Source organism: Longinema margulisiae (assembly GCF_025266855.1).
In the GTDB taxonomy this organism is placed as follows: Bacteria; Spirochaetota; Brevinematia; order Brevinematales; family Thermospiraceae; genus Thermospira.
Genome location: NZ_CP053071.1, coordinates 95479 through 121561, shown reverse-complemented (window position 1 = coordinate 121561; position 26083 = coordinate 95479). Strand labels below are relative to the sequence as shown.

Sequence of the window (26083 nt, the reverse complement as noted above, 5' to 3'; positions counted from 1 at the left end):
TATCTAAAATGTTCCCTGTATACTACAGTTGACAAAAATCTTTTGAGCCAGGGGTAACTTCTTTATCCTTTTCTCTCTCTTTCAGGTCTCCTGTTGGAAACGTAATCAAAAATTTGTTGTTAACACAAGAAAAATCTTTCTTAGAATTTGCTTTTTTCTTTTTTTTCTCTTATACTATATCTATCAAATTTATTCGATATCAAAAAAATATCTTTTGCACAGTGCAAATTGTTTCTTTTTGGAATGCATTTTGCATAGCATGTGCAAAATCTCAAAAATATCTTTTTCACTCAAGTTTAACTGAGAAAATATCGATACTTATGGAAGTCAAGAAGGACTATACTTCTGGTATAGTTTTTGCCGGTAGTTTGTGGCCTGGACAAACATACGCAAAAAGGGGAAAGAATGAAGGATCTACTCGCAATATGGTGGGGAGAGGAGCTCAAATATCAGCATCCTCTCGGCGAGGTCTTGCGTTCCATGGAAGGCGCTGATGTACTGGAGAGCCTTCGAAGAACCATTGGGGAAGGGATAAGAAAACTCCGGACCTCTTCTTTACAGGAGTGTCAGGGGAAATGGGAGTTTCAACTCACCGTTCCTACTCGCTTTGTTGGCACCTACACCATTCCTCTTCTGATTCAAAAGGTAGTGGATAAAGAGGGGCTTTTTCTTGTCTGGACAGAGCTTTCTGAACCCCTTCGGCAGATTCATTCGTTGGTAAAGCAGCGGGATACCTTGGCGGCTGAAGCTCTCAAAATTCTTGATATGGTTTCCAAGAATATCATCAACGAATCCTCGGCCAAGATCTCGGCGCAGCGTATCCTTCAGAAGTTTGCGGAACTTTTGGGAGCAAGAGCGGCTGTGATGAGGCTTTTTACTCGTGGAAGGTGGGGGCACTATGCTTCCTATGGGCTGAATTCGAATTATCTTGGTGAACATCATGAGATATATATTGATACGATTCCTTTTTATCGGCGGCTCATTCGGGAAATGCGGCTTCAGATCACAGAGAATCCCATGGAAGACTTAGGGAATTTGGCTTCGGATCTTTCTAAGGTGGTTTCTCCGTTATCCATGGTGGTGAGTGTACCGCTTATCAAGAACAAGGCGATTCGGGGGTTTATCAGCCTTGCTTTTGATGAACCAAAACCGGTTCTTTATTTTATGACTGATGTGCTTGAAAACTTTGCCAATGAGTTTGCGTTCATTTTGGAGAAAAATGAGTATTACCTCTATATTGTGGAAAGTAGTGAAAGGCTCAAAAAGATGAATCTTGATATTGTGACCTCGTTGGTGAATGCGACAGAAACCCGGGATAGTTATACAACAGGTCATTCAATGCGGGTGGCGACGTATGCGGTTGAACTTGCCCGCCATCTTCACTGGGACGACTATGAGATTGAGAAACTGAGTATTGCCGCTCTTCTTCATGATATTGGCAAGGTGGGGATACCGGATGCCATTCTTTTGAAGCCTCTTCCTCTCAACGATATGGAGTATAACATCATGCAGCTTCATCCAGATTTTTCGGCCAATATTGTGGCCAAGGTGGAAAATCTTCAGGATATTGTTCCCTGGGTTCGTTTCCACCATGAGTACATGGATGGAAGTGGGTATCCCTATGGTTTGAAGGGAAGGGATATCCCCTTAGGGGCACGGGTGCTTGCGGTGGCCGATGCTTTTGATGCTATGACATCGGATAGGCCTTATCGGAAGGCGTTAAGCCTTGATCAGGTGGAGGAGATTCTCAGGGAGGGAGCGGGAAAGCAATGGGATGCTGAGATAGTCTCTCTTGCTATTCGTTATCTTGATGTGATTTATGAACGGGAAACCATGATCAAGGAAAGTCGGCTTGAGGACTTCCGTACCATGATGTTTCGGCTCAATCTTCTCAATGGGCTCTATCTCTTTGAGTACCTTCATGAAGAGGTGGAATCTCTTGTGAACAATAATGTGCCGTTTGTTTTTGGTTCTATGAAGTTACCGGAGAGTGTTCACATGCTTCCTTCCTCAGCGAAGAAAAAGATCATTCACACGGTCACGGATATGATCAAGAAGGATCTTCACTATCCTCTCCTGGTGGCAAGGAAAAGTTATCTTCAGTTTGTTTTTCTTGCTCCCCAGTATGATAGGCAACTTCTTCAGAGTCAGCTCAAGAGTCTTTCCTACCATGTATATGAGCGGACGGACATGATGATGGAGATTTCTTCGTATGAGTATCCCCACGAAAAATATAAAGTCCCCATGGTTTTTGATAACTTCTCTCATCTGAAAGAGTCAAGGTAGAAGGCTCACGTATCCTGAGGCTATGGTTTCTTTTTGCTTTTTTTGCTCTTTTTGCCTATACTAATAGGCAAGGAGGCAAGGATGTTTTCTGATAAGTCTTTTCTCCAGAGGATTGTGGAAAAGCTCTGTGATGAGGGATCGTATTCTCAGTTGTATCACTATGCGTATCGTGATGTTCCTATGCCTTCTGTGTCTGAACTCGAAGAGATACTGGTGCTTTTGAGGAGTGTGATTTTTCCTGGATATTTTGGTCCTTCGGAGATGAATTCGGTGACCATGCCCTTTTTCATCGGGTCTGCCGTCTCGGAAATTTATCGGCGTCTTGTGGAACAGGTAAAACGGGGATTTTGTTTTGATTGCACTACCGAAGAAAAGACCTGTCCTGATTGTGAACGAAAGGCAGTGGCTATTGTGAAGCAGTTTTTGGAGAGGCTTCCAGAGATACGAAGGCTTTTAGCCACCGATGTTGAGGCGGCTTATGCGGGGGATCCTGCAGCCAAGAATAAAGGAGAAACTATTTTCTGTTATCCCAGTATCTTGGCTCTTTTTCACCACAGGGTAGCTCATGAGCTTCTTTCCTTAGGGGTGCCACTTATTCCAAGAATTATCTCTGAAATGGCTCATTCCAAGACAGGGATTGATATTCATCCCGGGGCAACGATTGGGGAGTATTTTTTTATAGATCATGGGACGGGTACGGTGATAGGAGAGACCTGTATTATTGGCAATAATGTGCGGCTCTATCAGGGGGTGACTTTAGGAGCCAAGAGTTTTCCCAAGGATGAGCATGGAAATCCCATCAAGGGTATTCCACGCCATCCGATTGTAGAGGACGACGTGATTATCTATTCTGGAGCAACTGTACTGGGACGGATCACGATTGGACGGGGGGCTGTGATAGGGGGAAATGTCTGGGTGACAGAGGATGTACCACCGGGACAGAAGATTCTCCAGACAAGACCTATGGATGTGACCTTTGATCATGGGGCAGGGATTTGATGAAACGCTTTGAATGTCTTTATCCAGTGGTACTTCGTGATTTTTTGGCTGAAGAACTTGGCATCTCCAAAAAAAGGGCCAAGGCTCTCATTGATGCAAAACGGGTTTTTGTCAATAAGCAGGTGGTATGGATTGCGACGCATGAACTGAGACGGGGGGATAGGGTTGAGGTAATGGAGGAACCAGCCGTTGCCTTTGGTCCTTCTTTGATTCTTTTTGAAAATGAGGAGATTATTGCGGTAAATAAGCCAGCAGGGATGGTAGTTACAGAGGCCAAGAATTCTCTTGAGGATCAGCTAAAGCGTTTTTACCATGAGAGGGGGATTCGTCCTCTTCATCGTATAGACAAGGACACGTCTGGAGTGGTGCTTTTTGGTCGGAGTGATGAGGTGTATGAGTTTTATAGAAAACATTGGGATGAAGTCGTGGAAAAGTACTATCTTGCTATCTGTCAGGGGGAGATTCCTTTTCGGCAGAAACGGCTTCGGGATTATCTTGATCATAAGTTGGCGATGATGGATGTGGTGAGGCTTGCCTGTGCGGATCATTATACGCTTGTTGGGGTGAGGCTTCATACGGGACGAAAACATCAGATTCGTCTTCAGATGGCCAAGATTGGTTTTCCGCTCGTAGGCGATAGGCTCTATGGGCCGAAGAAACTGGAAAAACGGGAACTTCGTCAGACCTCCCAGCAGTACCTTCATGCCTATGAGGTGAGAGGAAAATTGCCATCAGGGGGGGATTTTCGGGTAGTGGCCCCCCTTCCTGCCGAGATGAAAGCCTTTATGAAGCGGCATCATCTTCTGGAGGAGGTGGCATGGGAAACAGAGATGTGGTTTGAAAACATACAGGAAAAGGAGAATAGTCAATGACAGAATATCGATGGCTTTTTGTGTTGACGTTAGTGTTAACGGTAGTCCGGTTTTTCTGGAAGCAGTTTCTCAGGTATTTGAATTATCGTTATCTCAAAAAGCATAAAGGGGAAATCCCTCCTCTCGTGAGAGAGTATTTTTCTCCGGAGGATATGGAAAAATCTGAGTCGTACATGCTTGCTCATATGCGTTATGGTACCTGGCAGGGTGTGTTTGATTTTGCTGTGCTTTTGTGGTGGGTGTTTGGTGGAGGGTTTCTCTGGTTGTATCAAATGGTAGTAGGGTGGCATTTGTCCTTTGTATGGACAGGTATTGTCCTCACCTGGCTTTCCACGCTTTTTTTCATGGTTATTGAAATTCCATGGGATCTTTATGAGACGTTTGTGCTTGAGGCAAAATATGGATTTACTACCATGACATTTGGTATCTGGCTTTCCGATCAGATCAAAGGGCTTCTTCTTTCTGTGGTTTTAGAACTTCCGCTTTTGTGGATTGTGCTTTCTTTGATTCAGGGTTTACCCCAGTGGTGGTGGTTTGTTGTGTGGGTGGTGTATTCGCTTTTTGATCTATTTGTGATGTATATTGCCCCATATGTGATTGAGCCCCTTTTCAATAAGTATGAGCCGCTGGAAAATGAATATGGGGATCCTATCAGGGAGTGGGCAGAAAAGCAGGGGGTGAGTGTCAAAGCTGTTCTCAAGATGGACGCTTCTCGTCGAACAAAACATTCCAATGCTTATTTTACGGGTATTGGAAGGGTGAAACGGATTGTGGTGTTTGATACCCTGCTTGAGAATTTTTCTATGGAGGAGATTCTGGCTATTCTTTCTCATGAACTCGGGCACTGGAAGAGGCATCATATTCTTAAACAACTGATATTTGCCTTTGTTTTTTCCCTGGTTGCTGTGTATATCAGTTTTCATCTGCTTCAGCTTCGGCTTTTCTCGCTTGCCTTTGGTGTGGGGAAGGAAATAGCCCTTTCTTCTTATGGATTTTTCTCGGAGCTTTTCTTTTTGGGTATTTTTATTTCTGGGGTGGCTATCTTTACCCAGCCAATAGCAGCTTATTTCTCTCGTAAACGGGAAAGGGAAGCGGATGCCTATGCAGTTCGGGTTATGGGAAGGGCTAAGCCACTTCAGTCGGCGCTTATCAAGCTGTACAGAGAAAATCTTTCTACCTTTCATGTCCATCCTTTGGTTGTGGCCATGACATACAGTCATCCTCCGCTTTTGGACAGGCTTGATTTTCTTTCCCGGGAGGAGGGAAAACTGAAGGGATGATTCGACTACCAGCAAGGGTTCGACAGGATATAAACCAGTGGTATAGCAAAGGTGAGCCTTTTCTTTTTGTGGTGGACTATCGGGGAGAGAGGGCTTTCGCGTGGAGGCTTTCTGAGGTGCCACAGGAAAGGGTTTTGTACCAGATAGGGGGATATACCAATAGAGAAAAAAAGTCCTTCTCTTTCTCCTGGAGGGTGAAAAGGCCAGTGAGCTGGGAGAGGTACCATAAGGCTTTCCAGAGGGTACAGGACCATCAGCGGGCAGGGGAGAATTATCTTTTGAATCTTACTTTTCCTACGGAAATAGAACTCTCCTGTGATCTTTGGACGGTTGCCTGTGTGGTGGAAGCCCCTTATGTGTTTGCCCTTCGGAATGAGTGTGTGGTTTTTTCCCCTGAAACCTTTGTGATCATAGAAAATGAGACGATTTCCACCTTTCCTATGAAGGGAACAAAGGGGGCAGAGAGGGAGGAAAATCTCCGTCTTCTCTACCAGGATCCGAAGGAACAGGCGGAACATGTGGCTGTGGTGGATCTTCTCCGGAATGATCTTGGTCAGGTGTGTTCATCCGTGGAGGTGAAGCGATATCGCTACTGGGAGAGGGTCAGTCGTGGAAGGGGGGAACTCTTTCAAACGAGTTCTCATATCGAGGGGAAACTGAAAAAAGGGATAGGGATTGCGGAGGTTTTTGAGGCTTTGCTTCCAGCAGGCTCTGTCACAGGTGTTCCCAAGCCACGAGCACTAGCCATTATTGAGGAGGTGGAGGGGTATGAAAGAGGGTGGTATACGGGGGTTTTTGGGCTTTTTGACGGGAAACGGCTTACAAGCGCGGTGATGATTCGTTATATAGAGGAGACGTCTCAGGGTGTCTTCTATAAATCCGGTGGAGGGATAATGATTTATAGTGATCCTTATCAGGAATATCAGGAGCTTTTAGAGAAGGTCTATGTTCCCGTTTTTTGAGAGTATTCGTTTAGAAAAGGATGGGTTTCGTTTGCTTGACTATCATCAGCAAAGGGTAAGGGAAGTATTTGCCCATTTTTATCCCGGGGTAAAACCTTTCGTTCTTCGTGATATTCTGGTACCTGTGCCAAAGGTAGAGGGGAGGACTAAGTGTCGGGTGAGGTATGGGGAAAGGGCTTATGATATCTGCTACGAATCGTACACCATGCGGCGTATTGATCGGGTGAAAATTGTAGAGGCAAAGATAGAGTATCCCTACAAGGCTACCGATAGGAAAGAACTGGAGTCTGTGGCCGGCATGCTCAAAGATGGGGAGATGGTGGTATTTTCCTGTGAGGGATGTATTACCGATAGTCTTTTCAGCAATGTGATTTTTTTTGATGGGAAAAAATGGATAACACCAATCACATACCTTTTGAATGGGGTGAAGAGGCGTTTTTGTCTTGATAAGGGAATCATTGAGGAGGCTCCAATCATGGTGGGAGATCTTCTCTCTTTTTCCCATATTGGGTTTATCAATGCGATGATAGATGTGGGTGAACTTGTTCTCCCTATAGAAAAAGTGGAGGTTCTTCATGGACTGGAAAACCTTTGAACATTGTTTGTCACTCTCTCTCCAGAGTATGCCTGAGATGAAGCAAAAACCGGGGATTATGGTGATACTTGGTTCAGGATTATCTCGTGTGATGGAAGACTGGGAGCTTCTTCAGACCATTGGGTTTGAGGAGATTCTCCATCATCCAAAAAGCGGAGTGGTGGGTCATCCTGGGCGGTATGAGATACGGCTTGTAGAAGGGGTACCGGTGGTATTTTCCTTAGGGCGGGTTCATCTCTATGAGGGGTATAGTGCTCTTGAGGTGGTGTACGGCCTTGCTCTCTGGGCAAGGTTGGGGGTGAAAAATGTGATCATCACCAATGCCGCAGGAGGTATCGGAGAGTATGAGGTGGGGTCTCTTGTGGCGATAACGGATCATATCAATCATCAGGGTACGTCACCTCTGGTTGGTTGTCCGTATCCCGAGCGTTTTGTGTCAATGATAGAGGCGTATGATAGAGCTACCTGGGAGTTTCTTCAGAAGGAGGGTATTCCTGTGGGGGTGTATGCGGGAGTTCTTGGTCCACAGTATGAGAGTCCTGCAGAAATTCGGGCTTTGTCTCGTGAAGGGGCGACGCTTGTGGGTATGTCCACCGTTCAGGAAACCATTATGAGTCGTTATCTCGGGTTGAGGGTATGTGCTCTTTCCGTGGTGACCAATCGTGCGGCTGGTTTAGGGGATCATAAGCCTGATCATCAGGCTGTACTTCGGGTAGCTTCTCAGGCTGAGCAACGTCTCAAGGGATGTCTTTTGTCCGTGGTGCGTCTCTGGGGAAAGGAATGAAAACAGAGGTTTGGTTTCGACAGGCAACGATTGATGATCTGGATATTGTCGTAGAGATAGAGAAATCGAGTTTTTCTCCCGGCGAAGCCTTTGGGAGACGCCAGATTCGCTCTCTTCTTTCCAATCTCCGCGGTTCTGTTTTGTCTGAGATTCTTTTGAGGGGAGAAGAAGTGGCCGGATGGGCGTGCTGGATGAAGAGGCGGGGAAGCAGGGTAATCAGACTATATTCCCTTGCTCTTTTGCCTTCCTATCGAGGGAAGAGTATTGCCGAGGAGTATCTTCGCTATCGGCTTAAGGAGTTTGCTTCGTTTTATGCTTTTTGTCATTTAGAGGTACGGGTCTCATATGAAAGGGCTTATGCCCTTTATACTCGTTTGGGATTTACTGTCAAGGAGAGGCTTGAAGGGTATTACGGGGATGAAGATGGTTATAGGATGCGGCTTGATCTTCGTCTCTACAAATCGCTGTAAAGCTGGCTCTTTGGCAGGTCGATGGAAAGTTCGCTGATATCTTTTTCTTTGAGTTCGTTGAAGGCAATGCCGTAAGCGTATTCGTGTTCTTCGATTTTTCTTCCCCATACCAGAGTACCTTCAAGAGGAATAGGATCTTTGTGGGTATGGGATTTTCGTATCTGGATGTGGATGGGCATTTCGAGGGCAAGAACATGGCGGGAGGTGATACGAAGTCCCCCGAGGGAAACATTTTCTGTGAAGGTATGTTCGTTGATGGTTTCTCCCTCCTGTCTGTAGGAAAGCCATACCTCCCACTGTCTTGGGTGGCGAAGATGTTTTCTTCTGTCCTTTGGGGCGACAATGACACGGTCTTTGCCTTCGTATTTGGCCTGGTAGAGGGCCCTGTCAGCCTGAGCGAGAAGATCAGGGATGGTTCCTCCCATGTCAGGGAATGTGGCAATTCCCCCACTGAAATGGATATCATGTTCAGCAAAGAAGGAGTGATCATGGAGACGACGGGTGAGACGGTTAGCAAAGTACAACGCCCTTTCACCATCAGTCTCCGGCAGAAGGATAAGGAACTCCTCTCCACCATAGCGACAGAAGACGTCTTCTAAACGGATGTGGCCCTTGACAAACTCGGTAAATCGCCTCAGCACCTCATCCCCGAAGAGATGCCCTTTTGTGTCGTTGATACGCTTGAAGTCATCTAAATCTAAAATAAGGATTGAAAATTTCTTGTTGTACCTCAGGCTTCGGTTGAGTTCTTTTTGAAGACTCATTTCCATATAGCGCCTGTTGAAGGCCCCTGTGAGGCTATCCACCATGGCCATTTCTTCGGTTTGTTTGAAAAGGTGGAATTCAATGACCATCGGATGGGAAATCAGTCTGTTGTAATTGATAAAATAGTCCACAATAGGGAGTCGAATGCCCACTGGACGCTGAAGCTTGTGAGAAAGGAATTCCGCATGTTCAATAATCCGTACCCAGTGAGCAAAGGCTTCATCCTCGGCAAAGTTGTAGTGAATGAAAAGGGCAAGAAGAGAAGAAAAAAAGCTTTCCTTTTTGCCAGGATCCTTCTGGAGTTCCTTTACCCTGGCAAGGAAGTAGGGGAGATTGATCTTCTCTTCTTCCTCCAAAAAGGCTAAAATACGTTCAAGCAAGACCTGAGATTTTTCATCCATAGGCACCCCCTGATGTCTCTTCTATTGTCTTTTTATTTTTTATCGGCATAATACACGTTAGGCTTAGGAAAGGGGTTTGTAGGCTTCGGTATTCAGGTATTTTTGTATCATCTTTTCTGTGATGGCTTTCTTTTTGCAAATTTCCTGGTAAAACTCAGCGGATTTTCGCCATGTTCTTTTTTGGGTCTGGTAATCGTTGGCGAAGAGTCCGAAGGGAGCTGACTCTCCTTCTATCCACTCGAAGTTGTCAATAAATGTCCAGTGATAGTAGCGCTGGATAGGAATACCAGAGGCGATGAGAGAGGCTACTTCTTTCAGATGGTCATAGATGAATTGAGGACGAAAAACGTCTTCTCTATCACAGGTCCCGTTTTCAGTGATAAAAATAGGAAGACGGTAGGTTTTCCAGAGTCTTCTGGCAAGAAGAGAAATACCCTTTGGGTAGATCTCCCAGCCAAGGTTGTTGGTGGGAGCATTTTTGGCCACAAGGCGTTTGGCAAAGAGTTCTTGTGGATTCCAGGTAAACTGGATCTTGTCCCGTGAGTAGTAGTTTATCCCAAGAAAATCTTGAAATCTCCCCCTGCCCAGAGGGTATCCTGAGCCAAGGGGCGGGAGAAAACGACCTCTTCCCATACCCTCTAAAAAGATACCCTGAAAGACGAAGTCATTGAGAGCCGCGGCAAAATGGTCTAAAGGAGAAAGGAGATGGAGCGGACTAAAAATCCTGAGATGGTGAGCCACCCCTACCAGCGGGGTTTCTTTTTCGCCTTGATAGAGTTCGTGAATCGCCATATATCCCTTGAGGTGAGCAAGGACAAGATTTTTCGCAGTCTGGATCATTGCCTGACTGTCCTGCTTTCCCGGGGGCCATGTGCCAAGCACATAGCCATAGGAGAGCAAAACATTGGGTTCATTGATGGTGACCCAGTCGCTTACCAGGGGTTTCAGTTTTTCGACGACAAACCTGACATACCGGAGGAAATCACTTGGACTTTCCTCATTTTCCCACCCCCCTTTGTCCTCAAACCAGAGGGGATGCGAGAAGTGATAGAGCGTGACCAGAGGGCGGATGTTATATTTTTTGAGTAGGGAGATTTCTTCTGCGTAATGATCAATGCCTTCCTGTGAGAATCTCCCTGGTTCTGGTTCAATACGGCTCCATTCAAGTCCCATACGATGGGTTTGCACCCCAAGTTCGGCAAGGAGTTCTATATCCTCTTTGAAGCGTTTCCAGTGGTCATTGGCACGAAGGGGAGAGGAGTTGTCTTTGATATGGCCTTGCTCTGCCCACCTGTACCAGTTGTTGTTGGTATCTCCTCCTTCTATTTGAAGGGCGGCTGTGGCTGTCCCGAATAAAAAATCCGAGGGGAAAAAAATACTTTCCATAGGTACTACTCCTCAAGGGTAATATGGGTATAGAAAAAGCCAAAGGGATGCCTTTGTACAGGAAGAGGCTGACCGTTGAACCAGAGGGGGTTGTTCTGAAGGCTTACGAGAAAGAGATTCTCTCTCTGGACGGTTTGGGGATGGAGACGGTAGAAGAGTTTCTCCTGCGAGATCTCAAGGGAAGAAAAGCCTGATCCTGGAAAGAGGTGTTCTGTACTGCCGCCGTATGCCCAGTTTTCTTGTGGAGTAATGGCAAGAAGAAGCCGACTTCCATAAGGAGGAAGAGAATAGTGTTTTCTATGGTATGTTTTTGTGAGAGGATCAAAGAAGAGACCATCGGGGAGGTTTTGCCGAAGGGGTTTATGACCGAGATTGAGCACAAGAAAAGCCTGACAGAAGGGAAGTTTGATCCATCCTGTATAATGGCTTTCGTACACCCTGACAGGTCCTATGGCTTGAAGAGAGGCACTTCGGGGACGGAAACGGTAGGTTTCGTGGTGATGGGTCAAGGAAAGTATCTCTGGTTCAGCGAGGGGAAACTGCTTTTTGTAGAGATGAAGGATATCTAAAGAGTATTCTCCAATGTTATCTGAGGTAAAGAGAAGACCCCCAAAGAGTTGATTGACAAGGTAAAGGGTATAGCGCTGTTCAAAAGAGAGGCGCTGATTGTTTTCTCTCAGGATGAAAACATCAGGGTCGTTGAGAAAACCGAGTCGATGAAGGGGATATCGACCTATGGTGGTGGTGATGGCTTTGATGGTGGAGATACGTTCCCTGAAGTGAATCCTTGCCGGTCTGATATCTTCCCAATCAAGCCCTACATCACACCCGATTCGGCAATAGTCCACCTTGCCCAAAGCACTGCTGATGGGAACCCCACAACCCAGGATAGCCTTTTCTCCCACAAGGCAGCGAAGCCAGGACATGGCTTCACTCATATGGGCACCCCTTGTCCTGCCACTATGCGGATAGATGCTGGCAGCGTAGAGAAAGTCGAGTTTTACCATATCAAAGCCCCATTCATTCAAAACCGTGTGGAAGACTTCTTCAAGATAGGCACGTACGTTGGGATGCTGGAGATTGAGGGCATAGAAATCCCCATTCCAGTTTTCGCTATAGCCAGCAATCACCGGTGAACCATCTGGATAACGAAGCACCCAGTCAGGATGATTATGAAAGAGGCTTGATTTGCTTTCACAGATGAAGGGGGCAAGCCAGAGACCGGCTTTGTAACCAGAAGCGTGAATCTCATCGGCTAAGGCTTTCATGCCCCGAGGAAAAGAGGGTTTGATGGAGAGCCAGTCCCCAACGGCCGTCTGATAGCCATCATCTATTTGAAAAATATCGATAGGGAGATGGTTTTCTTTGAAAGATCGAAGATTGGAGAGGACAATTTCTTCAGAGATATTGGTATAATAATGGTACCAGCTTGTCCAGCCACTTGTTTTTGGAGTCTGAAGAAGAGAGAGCCCTTGAGCCATCAAATAGCGTCTCTGGGCTTCGAGGAGGGTACCACTGGTGAAAAAAAGAGAGAGAAGAGAGGTTTCTCCTGGGGGGAGGTGCCACCCTTCGACATCCCGGATAATACGAAGATAATCCCCTTCGGGATGGTGTTCAAAGATAGTAAAGGCAGACGCTTCATCAAGAGAGCCTACCAGATGCCAGGAAGTATTTTGGCCGGAGAGGGTCCAGCCATGGCTATGGAGTCTCCCCCGTTTTCGGTTGTAGCGGTAAAAATGATAATCCCCATAGAATTCAAGATGATACATGGCATACGCAAACCGAAGATGGGGAGGAAGACCGGGGATTTTCTCTTGCCGGGTAAATTCTCTGCTATCAGACCAGCTTTGAAATCCATGAACAAAAAGACGATCTTTTTTCTGGTAGGTCCAGGGAAGAGAGGTCTCAAAAGAGACAAGGGTGATGGGGACATGAGTTACCACGCGGAGGGTGTTTTCGTCTTCTTCAAGGGAGAGATGGTCATTGCGTAGAGGAAGATGACCACGGAGAGTATAGAGGGTATTTTCGTGGCGGTACACAAGCGTGGTGTGTTTCCAGAGCATGCAAAACTCCTTGCGGGGGATATGTTATTGTATATCCGATGGATGTTTTTGTCAATATTCTGGAAGAAGAAAGAGGAAAATGTTGTTGCCTGAGTGTCGTTCCACATATGAAACTGAATAGTTATTTCCACATTTCTTATGAACAGGGAAACAACACAAAAGCTTTCTGTTCTGGTTCCTATTGAAAAAAGTTGAGCTTGAAAGCATTACGGCAAGATAGAGCTATTACCCTGTTTCAGCTAAACCATTGTTCTTTGCTGAAACAAAGTCATAGCCCTCGCCCCTGCCGCGGTGCCATATCCAAAAAGCCTCTCCTGAAAAAGAAGCCCCGCGGGCTGGTAACAGAAGGCCTTGTTCTTTTACCCCTTTTTTTCTGTAACTTCACCGGGCCGCTTTTGCGGGTATGTACCCTTTGTCGTGGAGTGGGGAAAGTCCTTCCGGAGTGAGGGTGCAGGAGGCACCCGGGGCGACATCTTTTGTTGCTTTTCCTCACAAGCCCACCGAAGCGTAGCCGCGGGGACCCCGTCTGAGCGGGGAATCGGCGAAGCGAGGTGGGCGCTATGCTTCCGAAGTCAGGAGGACGAGTTGATGTCGCCCACGGAGGAAGGACTTCCCCTGGAAAAGGAAGAAGTTTTTCTTTGCCCGCAAAAGCGGGCCATTGTCCGTCCGAGGCGCATGCGTAGCATGCGACGAGGACAAAATCCCTTTTGCCCCGCGCGGGAGCGCTTCGTGGAAGAAGGAAGATAGGTAACAAAAGTAGCCCAAAATTGAAAGAGGAAAGATGGTTGAACAAGTATTTAGTTTTTGTGTGAAGATAACCGTTCTGTATGAATGTGGAACGACAAAAGTGTTGTTGCCTGAGGAAGAACTTTTGGTGGCTTTAGAGCCTTCGATGTGAGACCTTTGCACGAATGTGCGAAGGTCTCAGTAAGGTTATCGTACAGGGAAGGGAAGAAAATAGCAATAAAAGAGAGAGAAAAGACACACTTTTTGAAGGATGTGGGGATGGTTACGGATGGTTTTCTGTGGCCTTCAAAAGACGTTCTTCCTGCTTGATATCGGTATAACTCATGACAATAACAAAGGGGATGGTCATCTCTTTTCTGGTAGCAGGATCGAGAATAACCTTTTCCCTTTCCAAGGTCAACTCAATCACCGTATTGGTGGTTTTCCATCGGACAAAGGCAAGGACACCTTCAAGATCTCCATACGGGGGATTGATAAGCCCAAGAGAGTAGGAGGCTTTGTCTGTATATTGACGGAAAAAGTAATTTTTCATTTTTTCATAGGTGTTGGTGGCGTCGGCCAGCGAAGTGAGTGGAACGAGGTAGTATCCCAAGAGAAGTTTGTTGTTTTCAAACACATACCCGATAAAAATCTCCTGACGAAGAAACGAGAGCCATTTTTTCCCTTCCTGACGAAAGAGGGTGATGAGAAATCTCTCTTCCTGCAGGACATTGGTAAAAAATTTAGCCTCTTCTTTTTGAAGGATGGTCGCCCGGTTTTCCCCCCATCGGAAAGACCGAAAATGGTTCTTTTCCCGAAAAGGGGCGTATTCTTGGGTTTCTACATAAAGAGAGGTTTCATTTTCTATTTCCATGCCGGGAAATGGATTGGAAAACAAAAGACAAGAAAAAAAGAGGCTCAAGAGGACAATGACAAAATGTTTCATAAAGACTCCTGTGGCTATTAGTATAACACAAAAGAGTTTTTTTTGCCACAGAGGGATTTTTTGTCGCTTTACAAAAGAGGGAGGACTTCTTTTTTGGTGAAAGCAATGAAAAAATTTGACAATAAAAATAATAATGATTATAATAAATATTAGTGATTTTGTGTGGAAAAAATTTGCACGAAAAGTTGTTTTCCATTACACTGCGGTAGGGAGGAAAAGGTGACAGGATACAAGAAGAGTCGAATACGAGAGGCGATCCTTGAAACGCTCAAGGGGACAAGGACTCATCCCCCGGCGGATAAGGTGTGGGAGGAGGTGAAGAAAATCTATCCTTCAGCGACCCTTGCCACCGTTTATCGTAATCTTCATATCTTAGAAAGTCAGGGGAAGATTCTTGCCCTTGATGTGGGACAGGGAGAAAAGCGTTATGATGGCTTTGTTCACCATCATGCCCATTTTGTGTGCCGGAAATGTGGAGAAGTGTATGATTGTGAGATCAAAGAGGGGAGTTTTGCCAAAGGGATGAATATCCCTGGTGAGGTTGAGGCTTTTCAACTCACTCTCTACGGGGTGTGTGAACGTTGTATGACGAAGGTGATGTTTCCGGCCGGTCAAAGTGGGAAAAAAAACCAAGATAAAAGAGGGAGGTAGGTATGCCGTTTATCTCATGGGATGAAAGTATGAGTGTGGGGGTGGCAGAGTTTGACAACCACCATCAGAAACTGGTGGCCTTAGTGAACAAGCTTTTCGATGCGATGAAAGCAGGGAAGGCCAAAGAGGTGGTAGGTGATATTCTGAAGGAACTCATGGAGTATACCAAGTATCATTTTGAGGCAGAAGAAAGGCTCATGAGAGAGTATGCTTATCCAGGCTTTGTGACCCATCGGGCAGAACACGAAAAACTGGTGCAGGAGGTCTCTACTCTCTATCAGAAGTTTCAAGCGGGGGATATCTTTCTCTCTCTTGATACCATGAATTTTCTCAAGGAGTGGTTGGCAAAGCATATTCTTCAGAGTGATATGGCGTACAAGCCCTTTTTTAATCAAAAGGGCATTCGATAAAAACCAAAAAGGAGGATGATATGGTCCAGAGAGGACAGATTTACAAGTGTTCGGTGTGTGGCAATATTGTCGAGGTGCGCTTTGCGGGAGGTGGCACCCTTGTTTGTTGTGGGAAGCCCATGGAACTTCAGGTGGAAAACACGGTGGATGCTTCCAAGGAAAAGCATGTACCGGTGATTGAAGCCCAGAATGGAGGGTATCTTGTCAAGGTTGGCAGTGTGGAACATCCCATGGAAGAAAAGCACTATATCATGTGGATAACCCTTGTGGCTGATGGCAGGGAATACACGCAGTATCTCAAGCCAGGCGACAAACCTGAAGCCTTCTTTGCTGTTCAGGCAACCTCTGTAACAGCCAAAGAATACTGTAATCTCCATGGCCTGTGGAAGGCAGGAAGGTAGGAAAGATATGCTTGATAAACAGATGAATGAGCGGCTGAATGCACAGATTCAGGCGGAGTTGTATTCAGCCTACCTGTATTTGGCTATGGCAGCCTGGTGCGATGAGGAGTCCTGGACAGGGAGTGCTCACTGGTTTCGCAAGCAGGCACAGGAAGAGGTAAATCACGCGATGAAGTTCTATCACTATATTGTGGAGAAAGGGGGAAGAGCCATCATGGAGGCGATAGACAAGCCCCCTTCTGAGTGGAAGAACCTTCTCTCTGTTTTTGAAGCAGCCTATGAGCATGAGACCAAGGTGACGAAACGCATCCATGACCTTCTTGCTTTTGCCCGTGAGATAAAAGACTATGCGACAGAACAGATGCTTCAGTGGTTTGTGGCCGAACAGGTAGAAGAGGAGGCACAGACCCTTGAGATTGTCCAGAAACTCAAGAAGGTAGGAGAGAGCAACTCAGGGATGCTTTATCTTGATGGAAAACTTGGAAAGAGAGAATAATGTAAAAGGAGGAGAAGAATGGCTAAATCGCTCAAAGGAACAAAAACCGCAGAAAATCTCATGAAGGCCTTTGCTGGTGAGTCTCAGGCACGTACCCGCTATACCTACTATGCCTCTCAGGCACGAAAAGAAGGCTTCATGCAGATCGAGGCTATTTTTACAGAAACGGCGGACAACGAGAAAGAGCACGCCAAGGTGTTTTTCAAGTACCTTGTGGAGGGACTTGGAAACGATGTGATGCAGGAGATTCAGGCAAGCTATCCGGTGGCGCTTGCTGATACCCTTTCTAATCTCAAGAGTGCCGCCGCAGGTGAGAATGAAGAGTGGACGCATCTCTATCCTGAATTTGCCAATGTGGCCGAACAGGAGGGATTCCCTGAAATTGCCGCAAGCTTCCGGGCTATTGCTCAGGTAGAGGCCAGGCATGAGGCGCGCTACAGAAAATTGGCGGAGAATATTGCCTCTGGGAAGGTCTTCAAAAAGGACCAGAAGGTTCTCTGGAAATGCCGGAACTGTGGTTTTATTATTGAGGCCATGGAAGCCCCACAGGTGTGCCCCAGTTGTAAGCATCCCCAGGGATATTTTGAGGTGTTTGTAGAAACGTACTGAGCTTTTGTGAGCGCCCCTCTCTGGGGCGCTTTTCTTTTGAGACCTTTGCACGAATGTGCAAAGGTCTCAAAAAAGTAATAGAAAACAGAAAGTAGTATAAAAATATTCTTTTCCATAATAAACAAGTCTATTTTTTAGATATAAAAAGAAAAATAAGCCTTTGTAAACAGAAAAAGCGGGGTTTCAGGGGCGTAGCCCCTGACCTAAAGAGGGGAAGAAAACACCCGTGCAAGGGTCTTCTATTGCTTTTTTCTTCGCTTTCTCTTATAATCTTTAGTATGCAAACGGAACAGAGATTTATCGTTACCGCACGGAAGTGGCGTCCCCAGAGGTTTGATGCGTTAGTAGGGCAGGAGGCACTCGCCCAGGCTTTGAAACATGCCCTGCAAACCGGAAAGACAGCCCATGCTTACCTCTTTTCTGGTATTCGTGGGGTGGGGAAAACGTCCACGGCAAGGCTTCTTGCCAAGGCTCTCAATTGTCTTTCTCCTCATGAGGGAGAACCTTGCAATCAGTGTGAGAGTTGTGTCTCTATCAATGATGGTTCAGCGATGGATGTGATTGAGATTGATGGGGCCTCCAATCGGGGGATTGATGCGATTCGTGAACTCCGAGAGACAGTGAATTATATGCCTGTGAAGCTTCGGTACAAGGTCTATATCATTGATGAGGTCCACATGCTTACCACCGAGGCGTCCAATGCCCTTCTCAAGACTCTCGAAGAACCCCCTTCTCATGTGGTTTTTATCTTGGCCACCACGGAGGTACACAAGCTTCTTCCAACCATTCGTTCTCGTTGTCAGCACTACGTGTTCAAAAAGATTCCGGTGACAAAAATTGCCCACCAACTGGTGACCATCTGTGAAACCGAGGGCTATCCGTATGAGAAAGAGGCTCTCTTTCTCATCGCTGAGGCAGGGGATGGTTCTCTGCGGGATGCCGAGAGTATCTTTGACCAGGTGGTTATCTATACAGGGGGTAATCTCACGGTTTCTGCGGTGAAAGAGGTGCTTGGAATTTCTCCTGAGAGGTTCTATGAGGATCTCTGGAAGGGCATTGTTGAGGGTGATATCATCACTGTTCTTCGGGTTATTGATGAGTATATGCAGCATTTTGGGGATGTGAGGGGATTTGTCTGGGGGATGGTAGAGTTTCTTCGGTTGGGGCTTTTGGTCAAGAGGCTATCTCTTCATGATCCCCTTGTGGATATGAGTGAGGAAAAGTACCAGCGTCTCTCTTCTCTATTTTCCCATGTCGAAGCGACGGACATTGTTCGAATGATGCAGGTGATGGCGGAGTTTCTGCGAGGGCTTCGGAGTGATCAGTATGACAGGCTTGCGGCTGAACTTCTTTTTGTCCAGCTTGTGGATTACAAAAATCTTATTCCGCTTTCGGAGATACGGGATGAACTTCTGAAACGCTTGCCGTCTGCTTCAGGTGGCTCTCCGACAAAGCCAATGGGGGGTATGTCTCCAAAGGTGGAGAGTCGGCCTTCTTCTCAGGGTTCAGCGATGGCGTCGTCTTCTCCAAAGGTGGAGCAGAGATCTAGACCAGAAACGCCAAAAACAGACCTTGACAAAGAGACAAAGCCCGTGGCTGCTTCTTCTGAAGTTTCTTCTCAAAAGGTGGTTTCTTCTCAGAATGACCCGAAAGAGGTCTTGTTTGGGTACCTTCAGGGTTCTACCATTGCCAGACAAATGCAGAAGGAAATTCTCTCTGTGGATTGGGATGGGACAACGCTTACCGTTAGGACAAAGGCGTATTATGTGAAGGATTTTCTCACCAAGGCTTCTTCCAAGATTGCTGAGGCTATTGCGAAAGCTTGTCAGACGTCTGCAGAGATTGTTGTTTTGATGGAGGATGGTTCTTCTGCGGGAAAGGGAAAAGCCGTAGAGAATACCCCTTCTCAGGTTGAGGTCCAACCGACGAAAAAAGAGGAAGATGTTTCTTCTTCTCCCGCGAGTGATCAGGAGGCTTCTTCTGAGACTTCGGCTGATGATGTGGTGAAGTATGCCGAAGACCTTTTCAAAGCCAAAAAATACCCATAAGCCATAAAGTGGAGGAAAACATGGGAGCGTTTGATCAGTTCAAAGAGCTTGCCAAGATGCAACAGGCCGCCAAGGAAGCGGAAAAAATCATGGAAGAACTTCGGGCAACCGGTGTTTCTCGCAAAGGGTATGTCAAAGTTACCCTTGACGGCAAAAAGGGCTTGAAAAATATTGAGTTTTCTGAAGAGGCTATGAAGATAACACCTGATGAGCTCGCCAAGTGTGTCAAGGAAGCTCACAAGGCAGCAGGCAAAGAGATTGACAAGCTTGTGAAACAAAAGATGAAGAATAGTGGGTTGGCTGATTTTTTCAAGGAATAGGGCATGAATGACCCTTTTCGGCGTTTCGTTGAGGTCTGGAGTCGTGTGCCGGGTATTGGGACAAAGCTTGCTGAGAGGCTGGGACTTTTTCTTTTGGGGCAATCCCGGGAGTATGTGAATCATTTAGCTCAGGCTCTTCTTCGTCTTCGAGATGAGACCCATATCTGTGAGGTGTGTGGAAATTTTTCCGCCGGGAATCGCTGTGCCATCTGTGAGGATGTGAACCGGGATAGGTCTATTCTCTGCGTGGTGGAAACCGCCCTTGATATAGTCTATATTGAGGCTACAGGAAAATATCACGGGCTTTATCATGTGCTTGGGGGGGTGATTTCCCCTCTCCATGGGATGACGCCTTCAAAACTTCGGATTGAGGAACTTGTGAAACGGGTGGCTTCTGGAGAAGTCAAGGAAATCTTTTTTGCGACAAGTCCTACGACAGAGGGAGATGCCACCGTGATGTATATTCGGGAGAAACTCGCTTCTTATCCCCTTCGGTTTACCACATTGGCGAGAGGGGTTCCTGTGGGTGCTATTCTTCCTCAAACAGGAACCCAGACGCTTTCTGAGGCGATTGTTTCAAGAGAAGAGTTGAAGTAGACAATAGACTTTTTTTTTCGCTTGCTTTATAATAGTGGAGTTTTGGATTTTTCTGGAGGGAAGAGGATGCCCAAGCGCACAGATATTCATAAGATTCTTATTATCGGTTCAGGTCCTATTACCATCGGTCAGGCGTGTGAGTTTGACTATTCTGGTACTCAGGCTTGTAAGGCGCTTCGTGAAGAAGGCTATGAAGTGGTATTAGTCAATTCTAATCCTGCTACCATCATGACAGATCCAGAGATTGCAGATAAGACCTATATCGAGCCTATCGTCCCAGAGATTGTAGAAAAGATCATTGAGAAAGAACGACCTGATGCCCTTCTTCCTACCTTAGGAGGTCAGACGGCTCTCAATACGGCGATTGTGCTCTATGAGAGTGGGGTTTTGCACAAGTACGGGGTGGAGATGATCGGGGCCCAATACCATGCCATCAAAAAGGGAGAGGATCGAGCTGAATTCAACAAAGCGATGGAGAGAATTGGGCTGAAGGTTCCTGTGAGTCGGGTGGTGCATACCCTTGAAGAGGCTCTGGAGGTTATCCCCCATATCGGGTTTCCAGCCATTATTCGCCCCGCCTATACGCTTGGAGGAACAGGAGGGGGGATTGCGTATAACCAGGAGGAGTTTGTTGAGATTGTCAAGAAGGGACTGGAACTTTCTCTCAAAAGTGAGGTACAGATTGACCGTTCTCTGATTGGCTGGAAGGAGTATGAACTTGAGGTGATGCGGGACAAAAATGACAATGTGGTGATTATCTGTTCCATTGAAAACCTTGATCCGATGGGGGTACATACAGGGGATTCGATTACCGTGGCGCCGGCTCAGACGCTCACGGATCAGGAATATCAACGTCTTCGGGATTATGCGATTGCTATCATCAGGGAGATTGGGGTTGAAACAGGGGGATCCAATATTCAGTTTGCTGTGAATCCCAAAAATGGAGAGGTGGTGGTTATTGAGATGAATCCTCGTGTCTCAAGAAGCTCGGCTCTTGCTTCTAAGGCCACGGGGTTTCCTATCGCCAAGATTGCCGCCAAACTCTCTGTTGGTTATACCCTTGATGAGATACAAAATGATATTACCAAAGAAACGCCGGCTTCTTTTGAACCCACCCTTGATTATGTGGTGGTCAAGATTCCCCGCTTCAATTTTGAGAAGTTCAAGGGAGTTTCTCCGGTTTTAGGAACCCAGATGCAATCTGTGGGTGAGGTGATGTCGATTGGACGAACCTTCAAAGAGGCCTTTCAAAAGGCCCTTCGTTCTCTTGAACGTGGGCTTGTGGGCTGGGAGGAGAAAGGGGTTTCTGGAGGTGAGGTTGAAGCGCTTCTTGAGGAGAAGCTCCGTATTCCGGGACCTGATCGGGTGCTCTATATCAAGGATGCCATGCTTCGTGGCTGGTCGATTGAACGGATCTATGAACTTTCAGCTATTGATCCCTGGTTTTTGAAACAGATGGCGGAGATTCTTGAGGTAGAAAAGAACTACAGAAAAAAATCTCTGGAAATGCTCTCTGCGGAAGATTTCAAAGAGTTGAAACAGCATGGGTTTTCTGATAGCCAGATAGCCAAATGGTATGGAACGACAGAGGATATTGTCCGTGAGAAACGGAAGTCTGTAAGGGTACTTCCCACCTACAAGCTCGTGGATACCTGTGCTGCTGAGTTTGAGGCCAAGACGCCTTATTATTATTCCACCTATGAGGATGAGGATGAGGTGAGACCTTCCTCTCGTGAGAAGGTGATGATTTTAGGAAGTGGTCCCAATCGTATCGGGCAGGGAGTGGAGTTTGACTACGCCTGTGTGCATGCGGCTTTTGCTTTGAGGGATATGGGATATGAGAGTATCATGGTGAATTCCAACCCGGAGACGGTATCGACGGACTATGATACCTCGGATAGGCTCTATTTTGAACCCCTCACCTTTGAGGATGTGATGAACATTTACGAAAAGGAAAAGCCGCTTGGGGTTATTCTTCAGTTTGGTGGGCAGACTCCCCTCAAATTGGCCAAATCACTGGAAAAAGCGGGTGTGCCCATCTTAGGAACTTCAAGTGAGGCTATAGATATTGCAGAGGACAGGGATCGTTTTCGTGATCTTATCCAGAGTCTTGGTTTCAAACAACCTCCTTCGGCTATTGCCAGAAATATCCATGAGGTAGCGGAATTGGCCGAACAGGTGGGATATCCTGTGCTTGCCCGGCCTTCGTATGTGCTTGGTGGGCGGGCAATGGTTATCGTGTATAGTCGTGAGGAACTGGAACGCTATCTTCAGGAAGAGGCCGATGTCCTGCGGGATGGGCCTGTACTTATTGATAAGTTTTTGGACGATGCTCAGGAAGTGGATGTGGATGCGCTTGGTGATGGAGAGGAGGTGGTGATTGCTGGTATCATGCAGCATATTGAGGAGGCAGGGATTCATTCGGGTGATTCGGCTATGGTGCTTCCTCCGGTGAGTCTCTCCAAGGAGATGGTAGACAAGATTATTGATCAAACACGGGCGGTGGGAAAAGCCTTGAAGGTAAAAGGACTCATGAATGTCCAGTTTGCCATCAAGGATAATGAGTTGTATTTCATAGAAGTAAATCCCCGTGCTTCTCGTACCGTTCCCTTTGTCAGTAAGGCAACCGGCAAACCATGGGCACGATTGGCAACTATGATTGTGATGGGAAGGGCTACGATCAAGAGTCTTCAGCTTCCTCTCTATGAAAAGCCCCACTTTGTTTCTGTGAAGGAAGTGGTGATTCCTTTCCAGAAGTTTCCCAAGGCGGATGTTATCTTAGGACCTGAGATGAAGTCAACCGGTGAGGTGATGGGCATTGATCGGACCTTTGCCAAGGCTTTTATCAAGGCGGAGATGGCAGCGGGAGATCATTATCCAGAGAGTGGAACTATTCTGATTACGGTGAATGATAGGGATAAACCAAAGATTGTTGAGGCAGCCAAACGTCTTGTAGAGATGGGCTACAAAATCATAGCCACTGAGAATACCGCCAAATATCTCAAGGAAAATTATGTTCCCTGTGAAATGGTGTTCAAATTGGGACAGGGCAGACCGGATATTCTTGACCTGATGAAAAATGGACAGATACACATGATATTCAATACCCCCGCCAGTTCAAAGGCTCATCATGATGATGCCTATATTCGGCGACAGGCTATTCAGAGTCGAATTCCTCTGATTACCACGGTATCGGCTATTTATGCGGCGATAGAGGCCATGGCTGAACGCCATCAGCCCCTTGAGGTTCAGGCCATCCAGGAGTACTACCAGGAGAAGAAGGTGTAGAAAAGAGTGTGGGGCAAACCGGGGGAAAGAAAAAGAAAAATACCTGGAGGTAAAGATGATGAGAGTGATGAGAAAATGGATATGGGTGTTGGGATGCTTGCCTGCGCTGATGTTTGCCGTTGTGGATGGAAGCCAGTGGGTGTATCTTGGAGTGACCCCTGCTGGTTCAGGGAATGCGTATGCAGGGGTTACGTCGGATGAGAGGAGTAGTTATCTTTTTCTCAATCCGGCTGCTCCGGCGAATGTTCAACGGCTCAATCTCTCTTTGCAGGTGGGTATTTCTCCATGGCAGTCCCTTGTCAATGGCAGTTTTTCTATGCCTATTCCTACCGGCGTGCTTTCTGTTGGAGGAAAACTTCTCAATGGTCCTGAGTCGCTTGGTGGGGTGAATGGTTTTTTTGTGGGCTTCAGTAAGCGGATTGATCGGTATCTGAGTTTCGGTTTTGATGGGTATATGCTTGTTCACGGTGCCGGTTCAAACCAGATGGATATAGCCTTTGGTGGAGATATTGGGGCTATTCTCAGGCTTCGCAAGAGTGTGGCTTCCTTTGACAAGGGTATTGGTTTCAAAGACAATGTCGTGGGGATAACGCTCAAGGGACTTGGAAAACCAGCCCACGTACTTTCCAATACACCTTTGCCTGGTATCGGAACTCGTGCCGGGATTTCAGGGACATGGCTTGACTATGGGTGGATCAAGGGATTAGCTGGTCTTGAAGCCAATATCGATGTATGGCCCTTCAATGTTTATGGAATCGGGTATACGACCTTCTCCATTGTAGATCATCTCTTTCTTCGTGGTGGACTGGTGCTTGGGAATAATGGGCTTGGCTGGTTTGGGAATGGGGTTGGTTTTTATACGCTTGGGGTTTCTTTTGCCTACAAGGTCAATGAGGTGCCCTTTGAGGTGTTTTATTCGTACAATCCGGTGATGCTTAACAATACTCCTTCGGCTATGCATATGGGGGGAATTCAGGTAGCTTTTGGGTATATTGATGAAAAGCCCCCTGTGGTGGATTTCAAGGTAGCTTCCCCTGATCTTGTCGAAGGGGTGTATTACTTCTCTCCCAATTATGATGGCACCAAGGATGTGGTTGAGTTTCCTGTGGCTATAAAAGATGAGAGTCTTGTGCAAAAGTGGGAAGTGAGAATCTACAATGAAAACAATGAGGTGGTACGAACCTTCAAATCAGAAGAAGAAAGGGATATCGGCCTTGATTTTGTCCGTTTCTGGAAAAAACTCTGGGCAAAGAAATCGGCTGTTCCTGTTCCTGAAAAGATTGTCTGGGATGGAACCACAGATAAGGGGACACTCGCTCCTGAGGGTAAGTACTTTGTGGTGATGACCGCATGGGATGAAGTGAACAATCAGGGGACATCTCAAACCAATGCTCTTGTCCTCGATGTGACCGCTCCTTCCGGGAGTCTTGCTCTGTATGATAGAATCTTTTCTCCGGATGGTGATGGGAGAAAGGATACGCTTCGCCTTGACCAGCAGGTTTCCGGGATGGACAACTGGAGGGCGGAGATCCGCAATCAGAAAGGGGAGGTTGTTCTCTCCTGGGAATGGAAGACCAATGTGCCTCCTTCCCTTGTCTGGGATGGGCTTGATCCCAAGGGGCAGCTCTTGCCTGATGGACCGTATGATTATCTTCTCTATGGGGAAGACCTTGCGGGCAATAAAACCGTTCTTTCGGCCAAGGGAATTATTCTTACGACGCAGAAACAGTCACTTTTTGTCAATGTGGATAAGCAAGCCCTTTCGGTAGCTAAGGGTCAAACGGTAAATTTCCAGCCGGTGGTGTCAGACCAGCAGGGGATTGAAAAATGGTCTGGTTCTCTTGTCAATACCCTTGGTGAAGAGGTGGCTAAATGGGAAGGAAGCGGTCCTGTTCCTGCTTCTTTTGTGTGGGATGGCAAGGACAAACAGAAAAAGATGGTTCCCGATGGGAATTATACCTTCCGGATGAAGCTGGTATACGAGAGTGGCCATACTCCTGAAGCTCAGGTTTCTGTGGTGGTGGATAATACCCCTCCTGCGGTGAGTTTTGAGTTTGATCCACCCCTCTTCTCTCCTGATAATGATGGGGAAAATGACACGCTCTATCTCCATCTTCTCACGGATGATCCCCAGAATGTGAAACGCTGGGAGATGGTGATCCTTGATCCCGACAAAAAGCCATTCAAGGTGTTCAGGGGAGAGGGCAATCCCGCTCCGACTATTCGCTGGGATGGACGTTCGGATAATGGTGAACTGGTGGAATCTGCTCAGGATTATCTCGTGAAAATGACGGTGGAAGATGGCCTTGGCAATACCATGACCACCAACCTTGGGGTTATTCCTGTGGATATTTTAGTGGAACAGACCGAGTTGGGGCTTCGGATTCGTATCAATAGCATTGAGTTTGAGTTTGGGAAAGCGACACTCAAGAGTACCAAGATGCCTATCCTTGATAGGTTGGCCCAGATTCTCAAGAAATATAGTGCCTATGAGATTGAGGTACATGGCCATACGGATAATATTGGAAGTGAACAACGAAACCTTGAACTCTCTCTTCAGCGGGCCATGGCGGTCAAGGATTATCTTGTGAAGAAGGGTATTCCGGCACGACGTATGACGACAAAGGGGTTTGGCTTCCAGTATCCTGTGGCTGATAATGCGACTGAAGAGGGAAGACGCAAGAATCGTCGTGTGGAGTTTATTCTCATCAAGAAGTAGGAGAGGGGA

At 46.7% G+C, this 26083-nt stretch carries 22 protein-coding genes; 18 read left to right on the top strand and 4 right to left on the bottom strand.

What is annotated here, in order from left to right:
- The first annotated feature begins 405 nt into the window (after positions 1-405).
- The 8 genes from BREVNS_RS00615 to BREVNS_RS00580 all read left to right on the top strand — a co-directional run bounded on the left by BREVNS_RS00615 (position 406) and on the right by BREVNS_RS00580 (position 8248).
- Positions 406-2286, top strand: a complete 1881-nt coding sequence (locus BREVNS_RS00615) for an HD-GYP domain-containing protein (protein WP_483427140.1) — start codon at positions 406-408, stop codon at positions 2284-2286.
- 81 nt (positions 2287-2367) lie between these two features.
- Positions 2368-3285 carry a serine O-acetyltransferase EpsC gene (gene epsC / locus BREVNS_RS00610; RefSeq protein ID WP_483427139.1) on the top strand — a complete coding sequence of 306 codons (918 nt, stop codon included), beginning with the start codon at positions 2368-2370 and terminating at the stop codon, positions 3283-3285.
- The gene (locus BREVNS_RS00605) at positions 3285-4157 is read left to right on the top strand and encodes an RluA family pseudouridine synthase (protein ID WP_483427138.1); all 873 of its coding nucleotides are present in this window, start codon (positions 3285-3287) and stop codon (positions 4155-4157) included. The genes epsC and BREVNS_RS00605 overlap by 1 nt, the downstream gene beginning before the upstream one ends.
- Positions 4154-5437, top strand: a complete 1284-nt coding sequence (locus tag BREVNS_RS00600; protein ID WP_483427137.1) for a M48 family metallopeptidase — start codon at positions 4154-4156, stop codon at positions 5435-5437. Before BREVNS_RS00605 ends, BREVNS_RS00600 begins: the two co-directional genes overlap by 4 nt.
- Entirely contained in the window at positions 5434-6399 is a 966-nt protein-coding gene (locus BREVNS_RS00595) for an aminodeoxychorismate synthase component I (protein ID WP_483427136.1), read from the top strand. Before BREVNS_RS00600 ends, BREVNS_RS00595 begins: the two co-directional genes overlap by 4 nt.
- Entirely contained in the window at positions 6383-6994 is a 612-nt protein-coding gene (locus BREVNS_RS00590) for an aminotransferase class IV (RefSeq protein WP_483427135.1), read from the top strand. The genes BREVNS_RS00595 and BREVNS_RS00590 overlap by 17 nt, the downstream gene beginning before the upstream one ends.
- Positions 6975-7778, top strand: a complete 804-nt coding sequence (locus BREVNS_RS00585; protein ID WP_483427134.1) for a purine-nucleoside phosphorylase — start codon at positions 6975-6977, stop codon at positions 7776-7778. The genes BREVNS_RS00590 and BREVNS_RS00585 overlap by 20 nt, the downstream gene beginning before the upstream one ends.
- Positions 7775-8248: a GNAT family N-acetyltransferase gene (locus BREVNS_RS00580; protein ID WP_483427133.1), complete on the top strand. Its 474-nt coding sequence runs from the start codon at positions 7775-7777 to the stop codon at positions 8246-8248. Before BREVNS_RS00585 ends, BREVNS_RS00580 begins: the two co-directional genes overlap by 4 nt.
- Here BREVNS_RS00580 and BREVNS_RS00575 read toward each other — a convergent pair.
- The 4 genes from BREVNS_RS00575 to BREVNS_RS00560 form a co-directional block, all read right to left on the bottom strand.
- Positions 8233-9414, bottom strand: coding sequence for a diguanylate cyclase (locus BREVNS_RS00575; RefSeq protein ID WP_483427132.1), 1182 nt, complete (start codon positions 9412-9414; stop codon positions 8233-8235). The two genes, BREVNS_RS00580 and BREVNS_RS00575, sit on opposite strands and share 16 nt — an antisense overlap.
- A 63-nt stretch (positions 9415-9477) precedes the next feature.
- Positions 9478-10800 carry a glycoside hydrolase family 1 protein gene (locus BREVNS_RS00570; protein WP_483427131.1) on the bottom strand — a complete coding sequence of 441 codons (1323 nt, stop codon included), beginning with the start codon at positions 10798-10800 and terminating at the stop codon, positions 9478-9480.
- Between the two features lie 5 nt (positions 10801-10805).
- Entirely contained in the window at positions 10806-12863 is a 2058-nt protein-coding gene (locus tag BREVNS_RS00565) for a glycoside hydrolase family 36 protein (protein WP_483427130.1), read from the bottom strand.
- Between the two features lie 1009 nt (positions 12864-13872).
- The gene (locus BREVNS_RS00560; protein ID WP_483427129.1) at positions 13873-14535 is read right to left on the bottom strand and encodes a hypothetical protein; all 663 of its coding nucleotides are present in this window, start codon (positions 14533-14535) and stop codon (positions 13873-13875) included.
- A 219-nt stretch (positions 14536-14754) separates the two neighbouring features.
- On the opposite strand from BREVNS_RS00560, the gene BREVNS_RS00555 reads away from it, so the two are divergent.
- The 10 genes from BREVNS_RS00555 (at position 14755) to BREVNS_RS00510 (ending at position 26074) form a co-directional block, all read left to right on the top strand.
- Positions 14755-15186 carry a Fur family transcriptional regulator gene (locus tag BREVNS_RS00555; RefSeq protein ID WP_483427128.1) on the top strand — a complete coding sequence of 144 codons (432 nt, stop codon included), beginning with the start codon at positions 14755-14757 and terminating at the stop codon, positions 15184-15186.
- 2 nt (positions 15187-15188) lie between these two features.
- Complete coding sequence (locus BREVNS_RS00550; RefSeq protein WP_483427127.1) at positions 15189-15596, top strand: bacteriohemerythrin; 408 nt, start codon at positions 15189-15191, stop codon at positions 15594-15596.
- 20 nt (positions 15597-15616) lie between these two features.
- Positions 15617-15997 (top strand): desulfoferrodoxin, encoded by a 381-nt coding sequence (locus BREVNS_RS00545; protein ID WP_483427126.1) that lies wholly within the window; start codon positions 15617-15619, stop codon positions 15995-15997.
- 7 nt (positions 15998-16004) lie between these two features.
- Complete coding sequence (locus BREVNS_RS00540; RefSeq protein WP_483427125.1) at positions 16005-16493, top strand: ferritin; 489 nt, start codon at positions 16005-16007, stop codon at positions 16491-16493.
- An 18-nt stretch (positions 16494-16511) separates the two neighbouring features.
- On the top strand, positions 16512-17102 hold the full coding sequence (gene rbr, locus BREVNS_RS00535; protein WP_483427124.1) for a rubrerythrin: 591 nt from the start codon (positions 16512-16514) through the stop codon (positions 17100-17102).
- A 278-nt stretch (positions 17103-17380) separates the two neighbouring features.
- Positions 17381-19150: a DNA polymerase III subunit gamma/tau gene (gene dnaX, locus BREVNS_RS00530; protein WP_483427123.1), complete on the top strand. Its 1770-nt coding sequence runs from the start codon at positions 17381-17383 to the stop codon at positions 19148-19150.
- Between the two features lie 20 nt (positions 19151-19170).
- A complete protein-coding gene (locus BREVNS_RS00525; RefSeq protein ID WP_483427122.1) occupies positions 19171-19470 on the top strand; it encodes a YbaB/EbfC family nucleoid-associated protein in 300 nt (99 codons plus the stop codon).
- A gap of 3 nt (positions 19471-19473) precedes the next feature.
- On the top strand, positions 19474-20067 hold the full coding sequence (gene recR / locus BREVNS_RS00520) for a recombination mediator RecR (RefSeq protein ID WP_483427121.1): 594 nt from the start codon (positions 19474-19476) through the stop codon (positions 20065-20067).
- Between the two features lie 66 nt (positions 20068-20133).
- Positions 20134-23355, top strand: a complete 3222-nt coding sequence (carB, locus tag BREVNS_RS00515) for a carbamoyl-phosphate synthase large subunit (protein WP_483427120.1) — start codon at positions 20134-20136, stop codon at positions 23353-23355.
- A 55-nt stretch (positions 23356-23410) separates the two neighbouring features.
- Positions 23411-26074, top strand: coding sequence for an OmpA family protein (locus BREVNS_RS00510; RefSeq protein WP_483427119.1), 2664 nt, complete (start codon positions 23411-23413; stop codon positions 26072-26074).
- Positions 26075-26083 lie beyond the last annotated feature (9 nt).